Here is a 2,588-nt window from a genome sequence, read left to right on the forward strand (position 1 = left end):
GGCCGGTGTGGGGGTGGGGGGGGGCTCCGGGGGCCGCGGGCGGCTCGCGCCGTCGCGCGTTGAAGCCGGGCGGGGGGCCGGCGGCCCGGGGGGGCCGGCGGCTCCGGCCCCCGGCCGGCGCCGCTCCGGGCCGCCGGTCCCCGCGCCGCCCGGGCCGGGACCGGCGGCCCGGAGGACACAACTCGCCCCGAAACGTCAACATTTACATTCGCCGCGCGTCCTCGCACACTGACAGGCCGAAACCGAGAGGAGCGCTTCCTTGCCGCAGGTCGAGGACAACGTGGTACGCCAGGTCGAACTGGAGCGGACGGAGGTGGCCGCGGTCGTCGCCCTGTTCGACGACCGGCTCGCCGACACCCGGGCGCGGCTGGCCGGAACGCTCGCCGCCAAGGCCGACGGGGCCGGCGAGGTGTACGAGCGGGAGCTGGCCGCCGAGCGGCTCGCCCGGGAGATCCGGCGCCTCGAAGGGGCCGAGGGCGGCCTGGTGTTCGGCCGCGTCGACCTCTCGGACGGGACGGCGCTGCGGATCGGCCGGCTCGGTCTCCAGCGCGACGGGGACGAGCTCCCCGCCCTGGTCGACTGGCGGGCCGACGCGGCGCGCTCCTTCTACGAGGCGACGCCCGTGCACCCGATGGGCCTGCGCAGGCGCCGGCACCTGCGGCTCGCGGAGCGCACCGTCGTCGGGGTGAGCGACGAACTGCTCGACGGTTCCGAGCCGACCCCGGAGGACGTGGTCGGCGACGGGCCGCTGGCCGCCGCGCTCCAGGAACGGCGCACCGGGCGGATGGGCACGGCGGTCGCCACCCTGCAGACGGAGCAGGACGCGATCGTCCGCTCCCCGCACCGGGGCGTCACCGTGGTCCAGGGCGGCCCCGGCACCGGGAAGACGGTGGTCGCGCTGCACCGGGCCGCCTACGTGCTCTACGCCTTCCCGAAGGCCGCCGAGCGGGGGGTCCTCGTCCTGGGGCCCAACGCGCGCTTCCTCGACTACATCTCGCAGGTGCTGCCCTCGCTCGGCGAGAACGACGTGCTCCTCGCGACCTGCGCCGACCTCACCGGGCCGGCCCCGGGCACCGGGGGAACCCCCGCCGGGCCGGAGGCCGCCCGGGACACCGCCGTCGAACGGCCGGCGGCGGCCCGGCTCAAGGGCGACGCCGCGGTCGCCGACGCACTGGCCGCGCTGGTGCGCGGGCGGCAGGCCCCGGAGGGCGGCTTCACGGTGCGCGTCGGCCAGGAGGACGTGCACCTGGAGGCGGCGGAGGTCGCCCGGGCCAGGGAGGCCGCCCGGACCGGCGGACTCGCCCACCACCGGACCCGCCGGCTGTTCAAGGAACTGCTGGTCGACGCCGTGACCACCGCACTGGCCCGGGGCGCCGCCGAGACGCTGGAGCGCATCGACGCCGAGGTCGCCGAGCTGACCGGCCTCGACCTCGACCGGGTCGCGGCCTCCGACCTGCGCGCCATGGGCCTCGAAACCGGACCGGCCGACGACGGCCCGGCGTTCGACGTCGACGCGATGCGGGCGGAGCTGCTGGACGACGCGCACGTGGAGCGCACCGTCGAGGAGCTGTGGCCGCACCTCGCGCCGGACGCGGTGGTGAACGCCCTGCTGGGCGACGCCGAGGCGCTCGCCGCACACCTGCCGGAGTTCACCGACCGGGAGCGCGCGCTGCTGCTGCGCGCGCCGGACGCACCGTGGACCGACGCCGATCTGCCGCTGCTGGACGAGGCGGCGGCCCTGCTCGACGGCCCGCCCGAGCGGACCTTCGGCCACGTCGTGGTGGACGAGGCGCAGGAGTTCACCGCGCTCCAGTGGCGGATGGTGCTGCGGCGCTGCCCCGCCCGGTCGATGACCCTGGTCGGCGACTTCGCCCAGGCCGGTCCGGCGACCACCGCGCGGGGCTGGCGCGAGGCCCTGGACCCGCACCTCGGCGGCCGCTTCGACCTGCGCACCCTGACCGTGAGCTACCGGACCACCGAGGAGATCCTGGCCACCACCCGCGGCCTCCAGGCCCGGATCGCCCCCGACCAGCCGCCGATCCGGTCGATCCGCCACGGCGAGCGGCCCCGCACGCTCGGGGCGACCCGCTCCGGCCTCGTCGCCGTCCTGCTCGGGGAGCTGCGGGAGCAGGCCGCCGCCCATCCCGGCGAGCTGATCGGCGTGGTCTGCCCGGACGCCTCGGTGCCGGCGCTGACGGCGGCTGGGGTCCCGGAGCACGCCCGGCTGGTACCGGCCTCGGAGGCGCGCGGCCTGGAGTTCGACACCACCGTCGTGGTCGACCCCGACGGCATCGCCGGTGCCCGCCCCGGCGGCGACCGGGACCTCTACGTGGCGCTCACCCGGGCCACCAAGCGCCTGTGCACGATCGAGCCGCGGAACGGCTGAGCACGGCCGCGGGCACGGTGGTTCGGGGCGCAGCGGTCCGGGGCGGGGACGCGCTCGGGGCGGGGGCACGCTCGGGGCGGGGGCACGCTCGGAGGTGCTCCTGCCTCGCGGAGGCCGCCCCCGGCCCCCCCGGGTCTACCCCGGCGCCCGGGGCGGGCCCGGCTCACGCCCGGTATGCGACCAGGCCCCACAACCCCCCCAC

Annotated in this window: 1 protein-coding gene; it reads left to right on the plus strand. The window is 77.9% G+C overall.

Features of this window, described 5'->3' with window-relative positions; genetic code table 11:
- Window positions 1-259 precede the first annotated feature (259 nt).
- Window positions 260-2,386: a HelD family protein gene (locus ACFCX4_RS35845; protein WP_376151603.1), complete on the plus strand. Its 2,127-nt coding sequence runs from the start codon at window positions 260-262 to the stop codon at window positions 2,384-2,386.
- The last annotated feature ends 202 nt before the right edge of the window (window positions 2,387-2,588 follow it).

The sequence above is a fragment of the Kitasatospora sp. NPDC056327 genome (assembly GCF_042261735.1).
In the GTDB taxonomy this organism is placed as follows: domain Bacteria; phylum Actinomycetota; class Actinomycetes; order Streptomycetales; family Streptomycetaceae; genus Kitasatospora.